The organism is Leptolyngbya sp. PL-A3, from assembly GCF_039962325.1.
Classification (GTDB): domain Bacteria; phylum Cyanobacteriota; class Cyanobacteriia; order Elainellales; family Elainellaceae; genus Vacuolonema.
In genome coordinates this window covers 48,247-69,305 of record NZ_JAMPLB010000014.1, presented here as the reverse complement: position 1 = coordinate 69,305, position 21,059 = coordinate 48,247, and the positions used below count along the sequence as shown (strand labels likewise).

13 protein-coding genes are annotated in these 21,059 nt (G+C 50.0%); 9 read left to right on the top strand and 4 right to left on the bottom strand.

From position 1 onward, the window contains the following. Positions 1-3,168, top strand: a complete 3,168-nt coding sequence (locus tag NDI52_RS12975; RefSeq protein WP_190775799.1) for a PAS domain S-box protein — start codon at positions 1-3, stop codon at positions 3,166-3,168. A gap of 277 nt (positions 3,169-3,445) precedes the next feature. After that, on the top strand, positions 3,446-7,162 hold the full coding sequence (locus NDI52_RS12970; RefSeq protein WP_199307630.1) for a PAS domain S-box protein: 3,717 nt from the start codon (positions 3,446-3,448) through the stop codon (positions 7,160-7,162). On the opposite strand, the gene NDI52_RS12965 is transcribed toward NDI52_RS12970, so the two are convergent. Together NDI52_RS12965 and NDI52_RS12960 are read right to left on the bottom strand one after the other, a co-directional pair. Further along, entirely contained in the window at positions 7,159-7,902 is a 744-nt protein-coding gene (locus NDI52_RS12965) for a peptidase E (RefSeq protein WP_190775801.1), read from the bottom strand. The genes NDI52_RS12970 and NDI52_RS12965 overlap by 4 nt on opposite strands. 120 nt (positions 7,903-8,022) lie before the next feature. Continuing rightward, entirely contained in the window at positions 8,023-8,985 is a 963-nt protein-coding gene (locus NDI52_RS12960) for a YafY family protein (protein WP_190775802.1), read from the bottom strand. A gap of 152 nt (positions 8,986-9,137) precedes the next feature. On the opposite strand from NDI52_RS12960, the gene NDI52_RS12955 reads away from it, so the two are divergent. Continuing rightward, positions 9,138-10,049, top strand: coding sequence for an SDR family oxidoreductase (locus NDI52_RS12955; RefSeq protein ID WP_190775803.1), 912 nt, complete (start codon positions 9,138-9,140; stop codon positions 10,047-10,049). A 15-nt stretch (positions 10,050-10,064) separates the two neighbouring features. On the opposite strand, the gene NDI52_RS12950 is transcribed toward NDI52_RS12955, so the two are convergent. Continuing rightward, positions 10,065-10,517 (bottom strand): MAPEG family protein, encoded by a 453-nt coding sequence (locus tag NDI52_RS12950; protein ID WP_242046015.1) that lies wholly within the window; start codon positions 10,515-10,517, stop codon positions 10,065-10,067. A 154-nt stretch (positions 10,518-10,671) separates the two neighbouring features. Beyond that, on the bottom strand, positions 10,672-11,610 hold the full coding sequence (locus tag NDI52_RS12945) for an AraC family transcriptional regulator (protein WP_190775804.1): 939 nt from the start codon (positions 11,608-11,610) through the stop codon (positions 10,672-10,674). Between the two features lie 463 nt (positions 11,611-12,073). Between NDI52_RS12945 and gorA the strand changes: the two genes are divergently transcribed. The 6 genes from gorA to NDI52_RS12915 all read left to right on the top strand — a co-directional run bounded on the left by gorA (position 12,074) and on the right by NDI52_RS12915 (position 21,058). Further along, positions 12,074-13,414 carry a glutathione-disulfide reductase gene (gene gorA / locus NDI52_RS12940; protein ID WP_190775805.1) on the top strand — a complete coding sequence of 447 codons (1,341 nt, stop codon included), beginning with the start codon at positions 12,074-12,076 and terminating at the stop codon, positions 13,412-13,414. 419 nt (positions 13,415-13,833) lie between these two features. After that, positions 13,834-14,739, top strand: coding sequence for an isoaspartyl peptidase/L-asparaginase family protein (locus tag NDI52_RS12935; RefSeq protein ID WP_190775806.1), 906 nt, complete (start codon positions 13,834-13,836; stop codon positions 14,737-14,739). A gap of 101 nt (positions 14,740-14,840) precedes the next feature. Beyond that, the gene (locus NDI52_RS12930) at positions 14,841-16,127 is read left to right on the top strand and encodes an ATP-grasp domain-containing protein (protein WP_190775807.1); all 1,287 of its coding nucleotides are present in this window, start codon (positions 14,841-14,843) and stop codon (positions 16,125-16,127) included. 738 nt (positions 16,128-16,865) lie between these two features. Next, entirely contained in the window at positions 16,866-18,836 is a 1,971-nt protein-coding gene (locus NDI52_RS12925) for a glycoside hydrolase family 2 TIM barrel-domain containing protein (protein WP_190775808.1), read from the top strand. Further along, positions 18,748-19,848, top strand: coding sequence for a galactose-1-phosphate uridylyltransferase (galT, locus tag NDI52_RS12920; protein WP_190775809.1), 1,101 nt, complete (start codon positions 18,748-18,750; stop codon positions 19,846-19,848). The genes NDI52_RS12925 and galT overlap by 89 nt, the downstream gene beginning before the upstream one ends. Positions 19,849-19,957: 109 nt before the next feature. Next, a complete protein-coding gene (locus NDI52_RS12915; RefSeq protein WP_190775810.1) occupies positions 19,958-21,058 on the top strand; it encodes a M24 family metallopeptidase in 1,101 nt (366 codons plus the stop codon). Position 21,059 lies beyond the last annotated feature (1 nt).

Below are 21,059 nucleotides of genomic sequence, written 5' to 3'. Positions count from 1 at the left end.
ATGATCAATCAACCGCTTCTGAGATATGGATTGGCGCTTGTGACAACAATCACGGCCCTGCTGCTGATGTTGGCGTTTGACCCCATCGTTCATCTGTCTCAGGCTTCCTTTTTGCTCTTTTTTGGTGCCGTTACCCTCACAGCTTTATATGGCGGACGTAATCCTGCGATCGTTGCAACGGTTCTGGCTGCCGTATTCGCTAACTATTTCTTCCTCGGTCCCAAGTACCAATGGACGATGGATTTAGCCAGTAGCATTCGAATGCTACTGTTTCTGGGGCAAGGAATTCTCATTAGTGTTTTAGTCGGGGCACTTCGAACAGCACAAGAACAGGCTCAGAAGAGCTTGAAGCAACTGCAGGCTTCAGAAATAGAAATCAAAACACTCAACCAGGAACTGCAACATCAAGTTGACGAATTAACGGTTGCCGAACGAACCCTGAGAGCGAGTGAGGAACGGTTGCGGGTTGCTCTGAAAAATGCACCAATCGCTGTTTTTAACCAAAATACAGAATTAGTCTATACCTGGATTTATAACCCAACGTTTGATTATCAGGTTGATCAAGTAGTGGGTAAGCGCGATCGCGACTTAGTTCCCGAGAAGGATGCCCTACTTCTCGATCGAATCAAAGGGGGTGTCCTGGCAACAGGTGTGGGAGTACGAGAGGAAGTCAAGCTCACCATTGATGGAGAAATTTACCATTATGACTTGACTGTTGAACCGTTACAAAATGAGCAGGGTGTTGTTATTGGAGTTACGTGCGCCGCCATTGATGTCACGAAGCGCAAACAAGCGGAGGAATCGCTGTGGCAAAGTGAGCAGCGATTCCGACAGTTGGTTGAATCCAATATGTTTGGTGTTGCGTTTAGTCGAGCCAACGGAGAAATGTATTATGCCAATGATTATTTTCTCAATATGGTGGGGTATACCCGAGAGGATTTGAAGGCTGGGCGTATCCAATGGCTTGACATGACACCCCCAGAATTTCGCCTCCTGGATGAGCAGGCCAACTTGGAGTTACAGGAATTTGGCGTTGCAACCCCTTTTGAGAAAGAATACATTCGCAAGGATGGTAGCCGAGTTCCCATTCTGGTAGGCGTCACTTTATCTCAAGAACCGTCCGATCACGAGCAGGAATCTATTTGCTTTTATATCGATTTGACTGAGCGCAAGCGGGTAGAAGTTGCATGGCAGGAAGATAAACAAATCCTGGATGCTCTGATGGAATATATTCCTGAAGGCATTACCATTGCCGATGCCCCCGATGTCATCATTCGCAAAGTCAGTAAGCATGGGCAACAGTTAGTCGGACGGCCACTAGAACGATTGGAGGGCACTACGGCCAGCACTCATGTGGATGACTGGGGCATCTTTCGGGCCGATGGCATCGCACGACCCACTGAGGATGAACTCCCTCTAACTCGTGCAGTACGCCAGTCGGAAGTCGTCGTGAATGAAGAATGGGTTGTTCAACAGCCCGACGGCGGCAAAATCAGTATTCTCTGCAATGCAGGCCCCATTCATGATGCCAAAGGCAATACGACAGGGGGTATTCTGGCCTGGCGAGACATTACGGAGCGTAAGCAAGCCGAGGAAAGACTACGGCAGGCCCTACAAAAACTCACCTTCCACGTTGAAAATACTCCCATAGCGGTGATTGAGTGGAACCGAGATTTTCGAATCACTCGCTGGTCCGGAGCAGCCGAACGAATTTTAGGTTGGTCGTCAGAGGAGGTTCTTGGCAAGCCATTGGCAGACTTACATTTCGTTTATGAAGACGATATGCAAGAAGTCACTGACGTTTGCGAACGATTGGCACTGGGTGAAGAACCTTTTATCTTTTCGTATAACCGTAACTACACAAAGAACAGGGATGTCGTGCATTGTGAATGGTACAACTCCAGTCTGCGGGACACGAATGGACAGATGCTCTCTGTTCTATCCCTTGTTCTAGATGTCACCGATCGCAAACAAGTTGAAACGGAACGTGAACAACTCTTAGCACGGGAACGAGCGGCTCGTACCGAAGCGGAAGCCGCTAACCGTGTTAAAGATGAATTTTTGGCCGTACTTTCCCACGAGTTGCGATCGCCCCTTAACCCCATTCTCGGCTGGTCTCGCCTCCTGCAAACCAAAAAGCTTGACGAAGCAAAAGTGACTGAAGCCCTCAAAACCATCGAACGCAATGCCCGCCTGCAAGCCGAACTGATCGAAGATCTGTTGGATGTCTCCCGAATTTTGCAGGGCAAGCTGACCCTCAATCTTTCGGCCATTGATTTAAGCACAACGATTCAAGCCGCTATCGAAACGGTTCGTTTAGCCGCTGAAGCCAAAGCGATCCACATTGAAACCGAGTTACAGCCCGGCTCAGATCCGATTGTTGGGGATGCTAGCCGCTTACAGCAAATTGTATGGAATTTGCTTTCTAACGCCGTTAAGTTCACCCCATCTGGGGGCAGGGTTCATATACGGCTACAACAGGCCGGTTCTCAGGCGCAAATTATTGTCAGTGACACTGGAAAAGGCATTTCTCCAGAGTTTCTGCCCCACGTGTTCGAGTACTTTCGGCAAGCTGATTCCTCTACCACTCGCAAATTTGGAGGGTTGGGGTTAGGACTTGCTATCGTGCGCCACCTGGTGGAACTACATGGAGGAACTATCCAGGCCGAAAGTCCGGGGGAAGGTTTGGGTGCTACCTTCACAGTTCAACTGCCGTTGATGGCAAGGGTTGCTGCCACGTCTCAACGTCATGTCTTACCCAAGCAACGGCCTAACCTGAATGGCATCAAGGTGCTGGTGGTTGACGATGACCCCGATGGTCGTGAGTTTGTCGCCTTTTTATTGGAACAGGAAATGGCAACCGTTATCACGGTCGCGTCTGCCCATGAAGCTCTGACAACGCTGCTCACCGTTAAGCCCAACATATTACTCAGCGATATCGGCATGCCCGATACGGATGGTTATACATTCATCCAGAAAGTCAGGTCACTGCCGCCCCAACAGGGGGGAATGATTCCGGCGATCGCGCTCACTGCCTATGCCTCAGAGTTTGACCAGCAGTTAGCCCTACAAGCCGGGTTTCAAAAACACATCTCCAAACCCATCGAACCGGATGCCTTAATCCAGGCCATCATCGATTTAGTAGGAGTAATGGCAATCCCTGAGTAACAGTAACCAATCTTCTGTGAGCCTTGTAGGTGCAATCTAGTATCTATCCCGAAGGCTTCCCCAGAACGTGCTTTAAAGCGGAGTGTACCGTCCCTCCTCTGGTAGATCCTAAATCGCTAAAAATCCCCTTTAATATAGAGATCAACCGTATGTTGATACGGTGAATGACTGCCCAAAAGGAGTAAAAATCAGGTCAGCTGGGGGTGGGCAACTGACCCGCAGGCTCATTTACCGCAGTTAGCTGATGGGTTTGCTTTTTAATTTTGGTACAACACCAATGAGACGGGACAAAACAGGCCGATTTATTCCGAACTGGACGCAGGAAATCAAGCACGCCGTTAATCTTTCACTCACACAAACCGCCTGGCAGCTTTTAGAAAAGCAAGCTCAAAACCAGGGTATTTCCCGTTCTGAATTAATCGAATGTTTTGCCCGCAGTTTAGCACAAGCCCATCCGGCCCTTATAGATCATCATGGATCGGTGCAAGCCGCCTCCCCAACCGATCGCTCCGTTGCAAGCCCCTTGAAGGAGCAGGAATTCCTTCAGGTGCTTCTGGATAATGTGCAGGCAGGCATTGTTGCCTGTGATGCCGATGGAGAATTGAAGCTGTTCAATCAAGTTGCCCGTTCGTTTCACGGTTTACCCGAAAAGCCCCTACCACCAGAGCAGTGGGCCGAGTTTTATGACTTGTATTTGCCTGACGGCAAGACTCCTATGGCCACCCAGGATATTCCCTTGTTTCGGGCCCTCCAGGGGGAGTCTGTGCACCAGATGGAGATGATGATCATCCCCAAACAGGGACTACCACGAACGTTGCTGGCAAACGCTGAAGCAATTGTCACGCCTACGGGGAAAAAGTTGGGTGCCGTGGTCGTGATGCACGACATCACGGAGCGCAAGCAGATAGAAATGGTGTTGCGCGATCGCGAAACCCAGCTTCAAAGTATTTTCCAAACCATTCCCGATGGCATTGTGATTTTGGATCGATCCGGTCAAATTACCGCTGCAAATCCAGCAGCAGAAGCGATTCTTCGATTAACCAACAGCAACATCACGGAGCGGATCTACAATAATCCTTCCTGGACCATTACAACGGTTGAGGGCTTACCGTTTCCAGAGGAAGAGTTGCCTTTTGTTCGTGTCATAGCAACTGGACAGCCAGTTTATGGTGTTGAACATGCCATTACTCACACCGATGGCACCACAATTATTCTTTCGATCAATGCCTCACCTCTGTTTGATGCGGACGGGCAGATGATTAACATCGTCACCGCACTCAGCGACATTACGGCTCGCAAGAAGGCAGATGCAGCGTTGCGGGAATCAGAAGAACGTTATCGCTCAGTCATTGAGATGGCTGCAGAAGGCATTATTCTTCAGTATGCAGATGGCAAAATCTTCACCTGCAATACCAGTGCTGAACAGATTTTAGGCCAGACAGCAGAGCAGTTGATGGGACGTACCTCCCTGGATCCCGGGTGGCAGTCGATTTATGAGGATGGTTCTCCGTTTCCAGGGAACTTACACCCATCTATGGTGACACTGCGAACGGGAGAGCCCCAATCCAATGTGATCATGGGTATCCGGAAGCCAGATGAAACTCTAACCTGGATTTCCATCAACACTCGCCCTTTGTTTCGTCCGAAAGATACAAAACCTTTTGCCGTTGTCGCTTCATTTTTTGACATTACCCAACGCAAACAGGTGGAGGAACAACGGTCAACCTTAATCCAGGAACAAGCCGCTCGGTTAGCGGCCGAAACAGCACAGCAACAATCTGCATTTCTAGCAGAAGTGAGTGCCGTGCTGTCATCCTCCCTGGACTATGAGCAAACGCTTCAGAGCGTTGCGGATTTGGCCGTTCCCCGGGTCGCCGATTGGTGCAGCGTGGATTTAGTGAGTGACGATCGCATCATTAGTCGCGTGGCTGTAGCTCACACGGACCCAGAAAAAGTAAAGTTTGCCTGGGAGGTAGTGCAGCGGTTTCCCCCCTCTCTAGATAATAACTACGGCATTGCTCAGGTTATTAAATCGGGGCGCAGCGAAATTGCAGCCCATATTACGGATGAGCAGTTAGCTGTCATTCAGAACCAGGAGTACTTACAAGTCATTCGGGGGTTGGGTATAAAGTCTTGTATCATCGCACCGTTAGAGGCGCGAGGCCGAGTATTGGGTACGATTTCGTTCATCTATAGCGAATCAAACCGCCAATATGGCAAAGCTGATCTGATACTGGCAGAGGATCTAGCCCGTCGAGCCGCGATCGCCATCGACAATGCCCGGCTGTTCCAAGAAGCTCAACAGGCCTGTCAGGCGGCTGAGAAGGCCGCTGATCGTACGGCTCGTCTGCAAACAATCATGGCAGCTCTATCGGAGTCCCTAACTCCCCAACAGGTGGCTGATGTGATTGTGCAGCAAAGCATTGCTGCATTATCAGCGGATTCTGCCCTGATGACGGTACTGACGGATGACGAGAAAGAATTAGAGATTATCAAAGCGGTGGGATACCACACGGATATCGTAGAATCATGGCGACGGTTTCCGGTGTCGGCAGCAGTTCCCCTGGCGGATGCGGTCCGCACAGGAACGCCAGTTTGGGCAGAGACAAAGGCCGAGCGGTTAGCTCGTTACCCGCATCTGGCAGACATTTACAGCCGCTATGATTTCAACTCATGGATCTCGTTGCCGCTGATGAGTGAAGGCAAAGCCGTAGGCGGTATGCTGCTCAGCTTTAAAGAACATAAGTCTCTCAGCCAGGATGATCGCGATTTTATTCTGGCCGTGAGCCGGCAATGTGCCCAGGCTATTTCTCGTGCTCAGGCCTACGAAGCCGAACGCAAAGCACGGGCAGAGGCAGAAGCTGCCAACCGCATTAAAGACGAGTTCCTAGCCGTGCTTTCCCATGAGTTGCGATCGCCCCTTAACCCCATCTTGGGCTGGGCGAAACTCCTGCAAACCAGAAAATTAGATGCGGCAAAAGTTACCGAAGCGTTAAAAATCATCGAGCGTAACGCTCGTCTGCAATCTGAATTAATTGAGGATTTGCTGGATGTATCGCGCATTTTGCAGGGCAAGCTCAGCCTGAACCGGGCTGCTGTTGACCTCACCACGACCATTCATGCAGCGCTCGAAACAGTTCGCTTGTCTGCTGAGGCCAAGGCGATCCAGATTGAAACGCAACTGGCGACTAATGTTGGGCAGGTTTTAGGGGATTCCAGCCGTCTCCAACAAGTCGTCTGGAATCTCCTGTCGAATGCCGTCAAATTCACACCGGAGGGCGGCAAGGTTCATGTGCAACTGGAGCAGATGGGTTCCTACGCCCAAATTATTGTCAGCGATACGGGAAAAGGCATCGCACCAGAATTTCTTCCTCACGTGTTCGAGTATTTTCGGCAGGCTGACGCAACAACAACGCGCAAATTTGGCGGCTTAGGGCTGGGCCTGGCGATCGTCCGACATCTCGTTGAATTACACGGGGGAACGATTCAGGTAGAAAGCCCAGGGGAAGGGCAGGGTGCAACGTTCACGGTACAACTGCCGCTGCTTGCCAAGATTTCTCCGGCATCCCCCGTAGGGGAACTTCATACGCATCTACCCAGTTTGAATGGGATCAAGGCCTTAGTCGTCGATGATGACGCTGACGCTCGTGACCTGGTTGCATTTTTACTGGAACACGAACAGGCAACCGTCATAACGGCTTCCTCTGCGTCAGAAGCGCTAATTGCTCTAGCCAAATTTCAACCGGACATCTTGTTAAGCGATATCGGCATGCCAGATATGGATGGCTATATGCTTCTACAAAAGGTGCGATCGCTTCCTCCCGATCAAGGGGGGTTGATTCCGGCGATCGCCCTCAGCGCCTATGCAGCGGAATACGACCAACGTCAGGCACTCAGAGTTGGTTTTCAGAAGCACATTCCCAAACCTGTTGATCCAGAAACTCTGATCAAAGCCATTTCTGAATACATTCACGTTAAATCATCAATCCATTAGCTCACTTGTGTATTGCTATATCTATCTCCAAGGTAGATAGGTTCGAGAGGTGTTTCTCGAACATCACCATCCTGGCGTTCTACACGATAGGCTTTTGCAGAGGGACGAGAACTTACAATTTTTTCCAGAGTTTCATTGACGAAATGTAAGCCAACTCCATCGTCTGCGGCATAACCATCTTCCAGCGCTCCCTCTGAAATTAACTCATGATAAACAGGTCTACGATTGGCTTCCCCATCATAATGGGGGCAATGGGTACCCTTTAAAAACCCAAGACAATTCAACGGCTTTAAAACACCGTTACCAGGGTAATCGCTAACCCCGGATTCAAACCAACACAGTGAACCAGCACTAAATCCGCAAAGAATGGTTCCCTGTTCCCAAGCCTCCTTCAAGACGCTATCCAACTCCCAATCGTGCCAAAGCGCCAATAAATTTTTGGTGTTTCCACCACCCACATAAATGATGTCTTGTTCCAGTAGAAAACCTCGCAGGTCAAGGGTCGGAGGATGAAACAACGAGAGATGACTGGGTTGGCAGGGGAATTTCAAGAATGTGGAATAGAACCTGACAATGTAGCGATCGCTATCCCCACTGGCGGTTGGTAGAAAGCAAACTTTAGGCTGAGGCTTACTGACTAGCTCCAGGACATATCGGTCGAGTAAGAGGTTATCCGGTTCTATCGAAAGACCGCCTCCACCCATAGCCACAATATGCTTGTCTGGAAGAGATGCTGACATTTTTCTCGCCTCAATTACTGGCAGGATGTATCTAGGATAAGCTAAGGATCAAAAACAAAATAACCTGTAATTCTTTTTGTGAGAAGGGCCGCAAGATGTGAGCTACTAATGTTGGATGCATCAACCTTTTGTGTAGAGTGCGATCGCCTCTTTTGCCGTTTGTAGAATGCGATCGCGCAATTCTAATGGCTCCAGCACCTCCATCTGCCCCCCAAACCCTAGCACATAGGCACAAGCCGCTTCTTCGATATCAAACCGGATTGAGGCGGGAATCCACCCCTCTGCATCGGGTGAACCGATATGCTCTATTTTGGCGAAATATCCGGCATAGCGCAGCCGAGGCAATGCATCCGGAGCAACCCGAAGCAGCACCTCATAGCGCGGCAAATTGGCTTTGAACTCAACGAGCGATCGCTGCCAATACTCAGCTAAATTAAATCCATCTGGACGAATGCAAGGAGACTCCATGACTCTGGCATTCCGCACTCGTGAGATGCGATAAGAACGCACCTCCTCATCCACGGCAGCAATAAAGTACCAGACACTCCCTTTCGCAACCAGTCCCAGCGGATTAACAATTCGTTCAACCAGCTTGCCATCACTGCGCTCATAACTGAGTTCCAATTGCCGCTCCTGCCAAACGGCAGCTTGCAGAACCGGAAAAGCTGACATCTCCTCTTCCCAACGCTGCCATCCCGCCGGATCAAGGTGAATGCGCTGGCTTACGACTTCAGCCTGCTGACGGTTAGCTGTGGGCAATGCGGCCAGAAGCTTTAGTAAGGCAGCCTCAAACGCTTGGCCCCAGCCTAAGTCAGCCAGCAGGTGAGTGGGTTTGGGCAGAAATAACGCCTGAATCTCTGCCAAATTCAGCCCGGTCAAGGTGGTCTGGTAGTTATCTAACAGGCTCCACCCCCCACTCTGCCCGCGTTCGGCAGTCACAGGCACCCCGGCACTACTGAGAGCTTCCATATCCCGATGAATGGTTCGTTCAGACACCTCTAAACGCTCCGCTAACTCGTGTGCCGTAAGACGACCATGTACCTGGAGCAGCATCAGGATTGAAAGGAGGCGATCGGCACGCATAAGGACAGGAGATGGAACGGGTGGATGAAGGGGTTATTCTTTTGAGTTTACGTGAAATATGACAATGGGTGTCAGGAAAGGAGCCCTATGCTGCAAAAAGAGAGCTGAGACACAGTTTTTCAACCATTTGAAAGAATTGCAGGAGATAAACTATGCAACCACTCAAAGATAAGATTGCGATCGTTGCTGGAGGCACACGTGGGGCAGGACGGGGCATTGCTGTAGAGCTAGGTGCAGCCGGAGCAACGGTTTATGTGACAGGGCGCACAACTCGAACTCAGCGATCGGAATACAACCGTCCCGAAACCATTGAAGAAACCGCAGAGCTAGTCACACAAGCCGGTGGAAAAGGGATTGCGGTACAAGTGGATCATTTAGACCCAAAACAAGTACAAGCATTGGTTACCCGCGTTGAACAGGAACAAGGACGGTTAGATATTCTCGTCAATGATATTTGGGGTGGAGAAAATCTAGCGCAGTGGAACACTCCAGTTTGGGAGCACTCATTGGAGGGCGGCTTACGAATGTTACGATTGGCGATCGATACCCACATCATTACCAGTCACTTTGCCTTACCACTGCTCATCAAAAATCCAGGTGGATTGTTAGTCGAAATCACGGATGGTACGGCTGACTATAATAACACCCACTACCGCTTATCTCTGTTTTACGATTTGGCAAAAACTTCTGTAACCCGTATGGCCTGGGGCTTGGCCCAGGAACTTCAGCCCCACCAATGCACAGCTATTGCTCTCACACCCGGATGGATGCGCTCAGAGATGATGTTAGAAATTTTTGGGGTCACCGAAGCAAACTGGCAAGAGGGTGTAGCAAAAGATCCTCACTTTATCATTTCTGAAACTCCACGCTATATCGGTCGGGCTGTTGCTCACCTGGCTGCAGACCCCGATGTTGCCCGCTGGAATGGGCAATCTCTATCCAGCGGGCAACTGGCCAAGGTGTATGGCTTCACCGATTTGGATGGCTCACAGCCTGAAGCATTCCGCTATCTTCCAGAGGTGCAAGAGTTAGACAAACCTGCCGATGCAACGGGATACCGATAATCCCAGTGAGAACAATCAATGATTGAAGGTAGCCAGGGAAAGCAAACTGATTAAGCAAATAAATTGAATGACCAAGCTAAACAAACGTAAATTTGGATTCGCACCCAGCATATGAACAATGGAATGGAAAAGCCGAAAAACAATGTAGGTGCCAGCGAATAGATCGACTAAAGTTCCAGAGGCTCCCCGAACAACCAGAAGAAAGACAACACCCAGGTAAAGGGGAACGTTTTCCATCAAGTTGGCCTGTACTCGTAAGAACCGCCAAAGCGGACTTGTATGATCAGAAGTACCGAAGTCTTTAGGGCTTCCTCCTGCGGCTAAATGTCGTATGCGGACGATGAGCAATAGGACAACAACGACAATCGCCCATAGAATAAGAACGACTAAACCCCAAAGAGGAACTGTCATAGGTGATGCAAGTGGTGCATCGACTACAGCAGAAATGAACATCTGTTCAATTAGCATCGCTTACCTCCGATGAAACGAGGGCCATGTTCCAGACCGTTATTGGGTGTGTTGCACACCCTGATTGAGGGGTCTGAAGCAAAGCCGAACTTGTCTCTACTGTAGAGAGGCAGGCTATTGAAGCTCTAGAAGAAAGTTGCCAGGGTTTAGAAGATTATTGCGATCGCCCACTCTCCTGAAAATACAATCGTGTTTGAAGTTGTTTGGGTGTCATTCCCAGCTTGCTTTTAAGGGATCGAGTTAAGTGGCTTTGATCGCTAAAGCCTGCTCGTAGTGCAATCTCAGAAATACTTAGCTCACTGTATTGCAGAAGATAGGTTGCGTGATCCAGGCGACATTGCAGAATGTATTGGTGAGGTGTCACTCCCATGTTTTGCTTGAATAAACGCAAGAAATGGTAGGGGCTAATTTGGGCGATCGCTGCAACTTCCTCCAGCTTTAAAGGTTGATGCAGGTGTGCTTTGATGTAATCCTTTACCAAAGCCAACTTATTGCGAGATAAACCATTTCCGTAGCTAGAGAGTTTGGGGCGAGTGGTGCAATAGTTCCGCAACAGATGAATAGCAAGTGCCGTTTTAAGGCTATCAAGTAGCAAAGCACTCGCTATGCCACCCGTTTTTGCTTCTGCTCGAAGAGTCGAAAAGATACCCTGCACAAACCCGTCCGGTTGGCTCATGAAGCGAGGCGTCAGCTCAACCTGATCAAGATTTACCCAGTCTTGGCCGAGCTGGTACAGAAGCGCTGGTTCAAAGGCCAACACCATAAACTGAACCGGAGCATCCCAACTACAACGATGAACGATGCCTGCGGGAATAATAGCAATATCTTCTGCACTTCGTCGTTCTTGCTGCCGTTTGCCATCGAGCGATCGCATACCCAACGCACTCATGCCTGATGAATCTGGTACACCACAGGCCAGCACATGCATTGTGTGCTGATGTTCGCCCGTTGCAAAAATGGGCTGTTGATGCAGTTCAAAATGTAAACCATCCCAACCAGAACTCCTCAAAATTGCAGGATTGGGAACGATCGCATCAGAGGCATTATCCTGCTGATAATCCAATTGTTTGATCGAGTGATTGGGCATGTTCATCGCCTGCAACAGATGAAGAATGAATCTATTCTCTCATCTTGAACGAAAACTCAAGACATGCTCTTACAGCGCTTTGCGCTGGGTGCATCCCACTTTTGTAAGTGAGGCAGGCAAAGCCTGCCTCACTTACAAAAGTGGGTTTCCAAATCTGCAAAAATGGGATGTGCACCCTTTGCGCTTGAATCAGCCACGGTTGTTTTTATGGGAGCCCGTGGAGCGCGACTCTCATAAAAACAACCAGATTTTAAGCGTTTGAAAAGCGCTGTAAGGTCCTGTTTGAAAGGGTTATTTTCCATACCTTTTGGGCGTGGAAATTAACCCTTTCAAGCAGTTCTAAGCGAACTCGCCCATAGGTTAGACGACGCTGTGAGTCATTATTGCTAGATTATCAAAGTCTGCAGCGCCTTCAGATTACGACCCTGTCAGGCTGCACCCTATCCCCTGAGACTTGAGATTATTGAGAATGACATACAACTTTGATTTATTCATCATTGGTGCAGGCCCGGCAGGCTTGGCCGCTGCAAAACAGGCCGCTCAGTATGGAGTGAAGGTTGCGATCGCGGAACAGGATCAACTGGGCGGATGCTGCGTCAATCGAGGCTGTGTGCCAAAGAAAATGATGATTTACGCAGCAGATTATGCCGCATCCATGCAAAATGCCGTTGATTATGGTTGGGAGCAGTGCTCCAGCAACTTTCACTGGCAGACATTTCGGAAAAAGCGCGATCAAGAACTCCAACGCTTACGCCAGGTACATCAACAGGCATTGGAACAAGCAGGAGTGGAATTCCTGAAAGGGCGTACTCAATTTTTAGATGCCCACACCCTTGATGTGGAGGGGCAGAAATATACGGCGGATAAGGTTTTGATTGCCGTCGGGGGAAAGCCCATCAAACCTGATATTCCGGGAATTGAGTACACCATGAACTCTGATGAGTTACTGGATTTAGAGCAGCTGCCCAAGCGGATTGCCATTATTGGTGGTGGATATATTGGTGCCGAATTCGCTAGCACCCTGCGTGAGTTCGGCTGTGATGTTACCGTCATGAACCGAGAATCTTGCCTGTTGGAAGGCTTTGATGAAGCTGTGCAAGTTGCCGTGCGGAATGGATTTATCCAACGGGGCATCCAAACCCTCTGTAGTACAACAACAGACAAAATCAAGCAAATCTCCGAAGGGCTATGCCTGCACCTAACAGGGGATTGTCCCGAGACAATAGTAGTTGATAAAGTATTGTGCGCGATCGGTCGTGCCCCCAATCTGGAAGGATTAGGGTTGGAAGCTGCGGATGTGGAATTCGATCAGAAAGCCATCGCCGTCAACCACCAGAATTGCACCAGCCAACCGAACATCTATGCCGTTGGTGACTGCACCCATCGCAAGCAACTCACCCCAGTTGCCCGAACCGAGGGACGCAGGGCCGTTGATGCCATGTTTGGCAAACCTGGTGATGAATTGGATGATCAACTCATTCCTTCCTCAGTTCTCAGTCGTCCTGAAGCGGCGAGTGTGGGCTTAACCGAAACCCAAGCACGAGAGCAGTACGGGGACAACATTGAATGTCATTGCAAAGAGTTTGTGCCGCTCCGGTACAGCCTGACAAATGACAAAGAAAAGGCACTGATGAAGTTAGTCGTTGAACGTGAGAGCGATCGCATTCTAGGCTTTCACATGGTTGGTGAAAATGCGGCTGAAATTGTGCAGGGTGCTGCGATCGCCCTTCAAAAAGGAGTAACACGACAAGAACTAACTCAAATCATTGGCGTCCATCCCTCAACTGCAGAAGAATTATTTTCCATCTAACCGGTCTACGGTGCGGTCTTTAGCACGCATCGTAGATCGCACTCTCCAAAGCATCGGATAACAACCTGTTTTGAAGCGGAGCCGCAAAATTGGTGCGGCTGAAGCTGGATAACATGTTTCTGACAATCTGCCCGCAAAATTAAGGCTTCAAGCAAAACCCTCTTACGAAGTACTTCAATATTTGCAGTGGTGTAAATTGCGCCATTCACCCAACTTCATTCTGTTGGAAGTTTCAGGGCTATTCCTACGATAGAGATTCCCTCAGGGAAACAGCCGATATGCTATCGGACAAGTCTTTTAGCCATCGACAGTCTTTCGAAGGCAAAGAGTTTAAGATCTCCAGCTCCTAAGCTCTCTGCCTGAAGACCAAGCTTTGCAATGGCAAGCTGTCATTATCTCTACCAGAGGTCCCTGTAGATATGAGTCAGACAAAACCCGTCATCATCGTTCATGGTGGTGCAAAAACTATTTCAGAAGACAAGGTAGAAGCAAACCATGCTGGATGCCGAGCCGCAGCGCTGGCAGGTTGGTCAGTACTCGCACAAGGGGGTAGCGCTGCCGAAGCCGTTGAAGCCGCTATTCGAGTGCTAGAGTCCGATCAAACATTCAATGCCGGTTTCGGTTCAACCCTCAACAGCGAAGGAGAGGTCGAAGTCGATGCGGCCATCATGGATGGCGCGACCCTGTCCTGGGGAGCTGTGGCCGCGGTGCAGGGAGTTCGCCACCCCATCGCTGCCGCTCGCCGCATCATGGAGGAGAAACCTCGGTTATTGGTAGCCCGCAGTGGAGAGCGGTTTGCGTTAGAACACGGATTGGAAATGTGTGCCAAAAAGGATCTGATCAGTGAAGAGCAATATGAGGAGTGGAAAGAGGACGTTGAAGTGTTAGACCGGCCTAACACAGTAGGCTGTGTCGCTCTGGATATCAATGGTAACCTGGCAGCAGGCACCTCTACAGGAGGCACCAATGGACAACCCCAGGGCCGAGTCGGGGATACAGCGCTTGTAGGTTGCGGTCTGTATGCCGACAACCGATTAGGAGGATGCTCTACCACAGGGGATGGGGAGTCTATTATTCCAGTCGTTTTAGCGAAGAGTGCAATTGATGCCTTAGCGGGAGGACGGCATCCCGATGAGGCCGCTCAGCAGGCGATCGCCACTCTTCAATCTCGTGTAGAGGGAGAAGCGGGCTGTATTCTGATCGATTGCCAGGGGCGTATTGGCTGGGCCTACAACTCCGAAGACATGGCCGTAGCCTATATGAACGAAGAATTATCAGAACCTGCCACATTTACAGGTAAGGAGCAGCCGTTGGCAGCCGCCTAACTCCTTTTGTCATAGCCCCCGCTTGTAGAGTTGGACACTTGATACGGCGGGGGCTAAGCCTTGCTCATCAAAGTGTCCTAAATCTACTGGCCAGTAGTTCCATGAAAACCCAAAACATCCTTCCCTTTTTTCAGGGCAATAGCCTTTCCGATCTGTTCGCGCAGGATATCCATGACGCGCACTATGCGTTGCTCTTGAATTATCCAGCGACGGCAAGTTGGGCTGCCTACCCCAATGTCCAGAAATATTTCCTGCAAGATGGCAGCAGTGAATCGACCAAAACATCCTTTGACAAAATTTGTCAGAAGGAACCCTGGAAAAACCTGGCAGTGTTGGGAGAAAAGCTACCGGGTATCGTGATCAGTCCGCCACAGAAGTTACTCACGCAGTACTGGCAAGAGTATTTTGGCTTTGGCAATATCCCGGCCGAAATGATGGATTGTTCTAATTACCTGGATGAACTGAGTGAGGGCGATCGCATCGATCAGCTGATCACCCTGTTTCCTTTCGACCATTTGCGGCCAGAGAGGCATGCGGTTAAGCCCGATACCCATTACCACCTGCTTAGCAAAGCAACTCTATCAAAGCTAGGTATTCTCTGCCCCAACTATCAAACCTATAACCTCAGCTCACAGGATCTGGATCAGCTTCCGCTACCCCAACAATTCCCTTATCTGATTAAGACATCTCACGGTCTTTCAGGTGAAGGAACTTATATTATTCGCAATTCAAGCGACCTCAACTATTGCTTGGAAGAACTCAGAAAATACCTGCACATTAATTTATTGGAAACCATTATTGTTTCTGAGTTTGTGAAGCACGAAGTCAATAATTACTGTGTGCAGTTCTACGTCAATAAACAGGGGGCTATTACTCTGATTGGGGTAACTCAGCAATTGGTCAGTCCTGAGGGTAATTATTTGGGTGGGGTCATCGACTATACAGATGACCTCGGCAAGTTTTTAGACATGATTAAATCTGTGGGCCAGTATGCCCATCAACAGGGATATTTTGGAGTCATTGGGTTCGACGTCCTGGAAGATCGTGACGGTCAACTTTATACAATTGATGCAAACTTTCGGATCAACGGTTCGACGCCGCTCTGTCTCCAACGGCATCAATTGATGAGCCTGGATAAAGCGATCGCTAAATACTCCAGCGATTACAGAATGGAAGGCACCCTGGATTCCATTCTGACGACGCTACGGCCTCAGCTAGAGCGCAAAGATTTTCTGATTCTGTCGGCGCTGGAGAAGGTGAAATACGGCAAGATCTACACCGAAATCTACGGAATTGTCACCGGAGAAACATTGCAGGATATGCAACAGATTGAGCAAAGCTTGCATAGTAAAGGGCTGCTATTAGCAGGCTATACAGTAGCGGTTTAGGTGTAGCACCTATTCACTCTCACAGGAATAGGTCACAATATGCTGAAACCTTTGCAGCAAGGATACTCCGCCATCACGCTTACTACAAAGGTTTCAGCTCTTTACCCACAAATGGCCTCAAAAACCTGGTATTAATACCTATCTCTATTTCCATTCTCAGAACGCCTGTATTCAACTGTTTTATAAGGACAGTTTATAGGTTTTGGACTAACATTAAACCCAATTAAATAAGCCCGATTTAGGGTAACAGAGAACTCCTATATATCAAGCTTATTTGAGTAATTATATGCAGGTCGGCAATTGCAGCTATACCAGGAGAGATTAACGATCCCTCCGGATACAAAGGAATAGCAAAGAAAGAGATTTCATCCCCTCATTTGATGCTGAGGCTGGAGAGGTATACTCACCTTCTTTACTATTCAGATAGTCACTGAGGGATGGTACTACAAGCTGCCCTTTACCTGCTGTCCCCGTCAAGGCAAGCACAACAATATTCATAAAATTGGGATTCAATAGAAACTGATTTCAATTCAATTGAATAATCATAAAATCTATATATGGATTGTGCGCTGTGCCTTATGCTTGGCACAATCCATCTTTGAGTTATTTATAGGGGCTATATGTTGAGGTTAGACCCATTAAATATGGACCGTAGCTTTAAACAACTGCGAAAATAGAGTTACGCAGGGACGCGTAATAGGGCACTCTTAGAAAGATGCAATTTGACTCCAGGTTCCCATGAAATCATTTGGAAAAAGTTTAGAAATTCAGTCCTGCGATTTGGTAACCGCAGCCAAATTGCAAGCCGACTCAGCATATCCCCGCCCCCAGTTACGTCGTAGCCAGTGGACCTCCTTAAACGGTACGTGGAAGTTCACCTACGATGATGAGGGAGAGTATATGCGTCCCAGTGATGTCGTCAATTGGGACAACTATATACAAGTTCCGTTTGCGCCCGAATCTATCCGCAGTGGGATTCACGATACAGGATTCCACACCAACTGTTGGTATGAGCGAGAGTTTGACGTAGACGACAAAAATAAGCGCGTTTTGCTCCACTTCGGAGCTGTTGATTACCGGGCGCGCGTGTGGGTAAACGGTCAATTCATGATCGACCACGAAGGTGGGCATACTCCCTTCTCTATGGACATCACCTCCGCTCTGCGTCCAGAAGGGCCTCAAACCGTTACAGTATGGGCCGAAGATGACCCACACGATCTGGCGAAACCCCGTGGCAAACAAGACTGGCAGCGGGAACCCCATAGCATTTGGTATCCCCGCACCAGTGGTATCTGGCAAACGGTTTGGTTAGAAGAAGTACCCGAAACCTACATCCAACGTCTGAAGTGGACGCCCCACTTTGAGCGCTGGGAAATTGGCTTCGAAGGGTTCGTTGCCGGAAAATTGCAAAAAGAAATGCAATTAAAGGTGCGGTTGACAGTCGGCTGTCAATTGCTGGTTAACGACACTTATGAAGTATTAAATGGCGAAATTCATCGCCGCATTGCCCTCTCAGACCCCGGTATCGATGATTACCGGAACGAGTTGCTGTGGCGACCTGAGAAACCAACGTTGATTGATGCACAGATTCAACTCTGGTGCCAGGGGCAGTTGGTGGATGAGGTGTCATCCTATACGGCCATGCGGACGGTCAGCATTGAGCGCGATCGCTTTATGCTCAACGGCCAGCCCTACTATCTGCGACTGGTGCTAGACCAGGGCTACTGGGAAGACACTTTGATGACGGCCCCATCTGATGAAGCTCTCCGCCGAGATGTCGAGTTAACGAAGCAAATGGGCTTCAATGGGGTACGGAAACACCAGAAAATTGAAGACCCCCGCTATCTATACTGGGCTGATGTACTGGGTCTAATGGTGTGGGAAGAAATGCCCAGCGCCTATCGCTTTACACCAAAGTCTGTCGAGCGTCTGACTAAGGAATGGACTGAGGTCATTGAGCGAGATGCCAGCCACCCCTGTGTTGTAGTTTGGGTACCTTTCAACGAGTCCTGGGGTGTACCTGATTTGACGGCAACTCCAGCCCACCGGCACTGGGTTCAGGCTCTCTATCACCTGACCAAGACGCTCGATCCGACCCGACCTGTCATCGGTAATGACGGCTGGGAAAGTACAACAACGGACATTCTCGCCATCCACGACTACGACACCAAGCCACACGGTTTGGCGAAGCGCTATGGGCCTGAGGTGAAGCTGACCGATCTGTTCGATCGCCAGCGTCCCGGTGGGCGAGTGCTGACTCTTGACGGGTATCCCCATCAGGGCCAACCCATTATGCTGACCGAGTTTGGTGGCATTGCCTGCACACGGCCTGAAGAGGAGTGTCAAACCTGGGGTTATGCCCGTTCAGATAATGCGCTGGAATTTCAAAGCCAGTATGCGGCGTTGTTGCAAGCCGTCAACAAGATTGAGCTGTTTAGCGGTTTCTGCTATACACAGTTGACGGATACCTTCCAGGAAGCAAACGGATTGCTTTATGTCGATCGCACGCCCAAGTTCCCAATTGAGGCCATTGCATCTGCTACTTTCGGCAGGGGGAATATCGATGTAGACCAGTCTATGCTTCTAGAATCAGCCAAGGTGGCCTGGTCCCAAATGGAAGATGCACTCTCAGACGCTATTAAAGCCAGATGGACGAACTCTCACACTGTACAGCCGGTTCCCCATTGCGGAGGGGATAATCGCTCCTAGTCCCAGTGATGAGCCTGTTCGCGCTAACCCTCACTTACGCTGGCATCCGTTGCGAGCTGAGTGGGTCGCCTATGCCAGTCATCGCCAGGGGCGGACATTCATGCCGCCCCCGGAATACAACCCCCTGGCTCCTACTCGGGATCCACAGTTCCCTACAGAACTGCCCCAGGGCAAGTATGACATCGCGGTGTTTGACAATCGTTTTCCGTCGCTGATTCCGTCAGCGGCGGATGCCCCCCACGCTATTGTGGATACATTGCCAGCAAACGGAGCCTGTGAGGTCGTGGTATTTACCCAAGACCCGCAGGCTTCTTTGAGTTCGTTACCGCTCGACCATGTAGAGTTGTTGTTCCAGGTGTGGGGCGATCGCACCCGTGCCATCAGCCAACATTCTCAAATTCAATACGTCCTACCGTTCGAAAATAAAGGCGTTGAAGTCGGGGTAACTCTGCACCACCCCCATGGGCAAATTTATGCCTATCCCTTTGTGCCGCCCGTTCCGGCCAAAATGGATGTGAATCAACGCGAGTATTATCAGCAGCATCAACGGGGTTTGCTGCAAGATCTGATTCAAAGCGAAATTCAAGACAATCAGCGTATCGTGTATCGGGATGAGTGGGCGATCGCCTTTGTTCCGGTTTGTGCGCGCTACCCCTACGAAGTGTGGGTTGCCCCCATTCAACCTACGGCAACGTTCTCGGATTTAACGGCCGAACAGCGAGCAGGATTGGCCCGGGCCCTCAAAACCGTCACGCTCAAGTATGACGGGTTGTGGAACCGGCCATTTCCTTATTTGATGGCCTGGTTCCAGGCCCCTGTCAATGGAGAAGCACGCCCTGACTGGCATCTCCACGCCGAGTTCTACCCCCCCTACCGCACTGCTGACCGACTCAAATATCTAGCCGGAACCGAGCTGGCAGCAGGCATGTTTGCGAACGATGCCTTGCCTGAGGAAAAAGCAAAGGAATTGCAGGCTGTAGCAGTTGAGCTGGATGCATCGGTTCCTGTATAACCGGCATTGGACTCTGCTGTTTCCTAAAGAATTGCCTGCGTTTGTAGCTTGATCCAGAACGAAATTGGAATGAATTTCTGAATCCTTAACGAATAGGCTAAGGAATACCATGAATCGGTTAGAGGAAGTATCTACCAAACTAGAATTCATGCGGGGTGTGCTGCATGAAACAGAGGCCGCAGGTATTCGACTACGGGGAACGGATTGGTTTGCCTGGGCGACGGCTGGCGGTTCCAATACTGTACTGTTGGCCGCCGAAACGGGTGTGGCTGAAGTTCTGGTAACACCAACAGATGCCTGGATACTCACAGATACCATTGAAGCCGAACGGCTTAAGGATGAGGAGCTTCCCGAAGGTTCCTCCTATAAGCTCTCCGTCAATCCCTGGGCCAAAAGTTCTGATCGCGAATCCTTCGTTCAGGAGGCGACGAATAACGGCAAGATTCTGAGCGATAAACCAGCCGCAGCCAACGAATCCTCACTTCCCCAATCCCTGACTCAGCACCGATGGGTTATGCTGCCCAGCGAAGTGGAGCGGTATCGTCAGGTGGGACGGCTTGCCAGTGAAGCCATGACAGAAGTGCTGATGCGGGCAGAACCAAACTGGACAGAGTATCAGCTTGCCGGAGCAGGGGCAGAAGCGATGTGGGCCAGAGGGCTGCATCCAGCGCTGACATTGGCGGCAGGCGATCGCCGCCTCCCCATCCATCGGCACCCCTTACCCAGTGGAGAAACCCTGGGACGGCAGGCTATGCTGGTTTTTTGTGCGCGAGGACATGGGTTGGTGATTAGCCTGACCCGCTTTGTTTTCTTCGAGGGTTTCACGCAGCAAGATCAACAATTACATCGCACCATTGCTGAAATTGAAGCAGAAGCTCTCAATAATTCCCAAATTGGAACACCGCTGAATGCGGTTTACAACGTTCTCGCCACAGCCTATAAGCAGCACGGTTATCCCAACGCCATTCGCGAACACCATCAGGGAGGGACGGCGAGCTATGGAGCACGCGATGTCGTGGCAAACCCAGAAACGACCAGTCAGCTCGCTGCTAATATGGCCGTTGCCTGGAACCCCAGCATTCCGGGAGCCAAGATTGAAGATACTTTCTTGTTGACCTCGAATAATACGTTGGAAAACCTGAGCTTTGACCCCAAGTTTCCCCACGCTGAAGTTGAAGGGCGGCTCCGCGCTGTCCCGTTGGAGCGCTAAT